This is a genomic window from Bradyrhizobium sp. CSA112, assembly GCF_029051645.1.
Lineage (GTDB): Bacteria > Pseudomonadota > Alphaproteobacteria > Rhizobiales > Xanthobacteraceae > Bradyrhizobium.
On record NZ_JAACFS010000119.1, the window covers coordinates 1 to 796 of the forward strand.

Consider the following 796-nt stretch of genomic DNA (forward strand, 5'->3'; position numbering starts at 1 on the left):
CCCCAGCGGACCTGGATCGCACTGTCGCCAACAATTGATTTCATGGTTGCCACATTGGTCGGCAAAGGAGCCGCCTGGAGCGTCGCCATGTTGCTGGCCATCAAGGCTCCGGCGAATCCGCCTACGAATGCCATTCTGAGGGAGCGCATGTTCTCCTCCATCACTGTTGGGAGAGACCACAGGCTTGGGATAGCCTCGGGGATGCGGTTGATCTAGGTCAAAGGACTGACAGCTTTTCAGGATTGGACGTTTTCTGAGGAATTGCGTGAACGAGTGCAGCGTGCAGCATGGCCACCGCCCGCTCGAATTGCGCCCCTGCACCTGCGGCGTGCACGAAGTTTGGAACACTACCCTACCTCGGGCGCTTGTCCGGCCTGTGCCGTAAGGAAAAGGCTGCCCGAATGAGGCAGGCCCAATAGGCCCTAGTTCAGCGCGGCACTAGGCGGGAGTTGATGTCAGCTTGCCCCGAATAGCGGCGCAAATGCGGACATGTCGATAGGTCTGGCCTGCGCAAAAAACTTCCCTGGTACCTTTGATTTGAATCAAGGCGACCTGCGGTGCGTGACTTTTTTGTGCGGTGCCTGGGGGTCTTACCTAGGAGATCGCCGATGATCAAAATAGTAGTGGTTGGAACAACTGTACTCTTCCTTGCTGCGTCGCCGATTGCCTACGCGCAAACGCCTTCTACCGCAACTCCGGAACGGTTAAATGTAGCGGACCGGAATTCACTGATGGACTTGCGCATTGACCTGGTAAAGGCTGCGTTGCAGCTAACACCTGAGCAGGAAAAATACTG

The 796-nt window shown here is 56.4% G+C and carries 1 pseudogene; it reads left to right on the forward strand.

The features are described from left to right. Window positions 1-608: 608 nt before the first annotated feature. Window positions 609-796: pseudogene (locus tag GWE18_RS41935) on the forward strand (hypothetical protein); the annotation flags it as partial.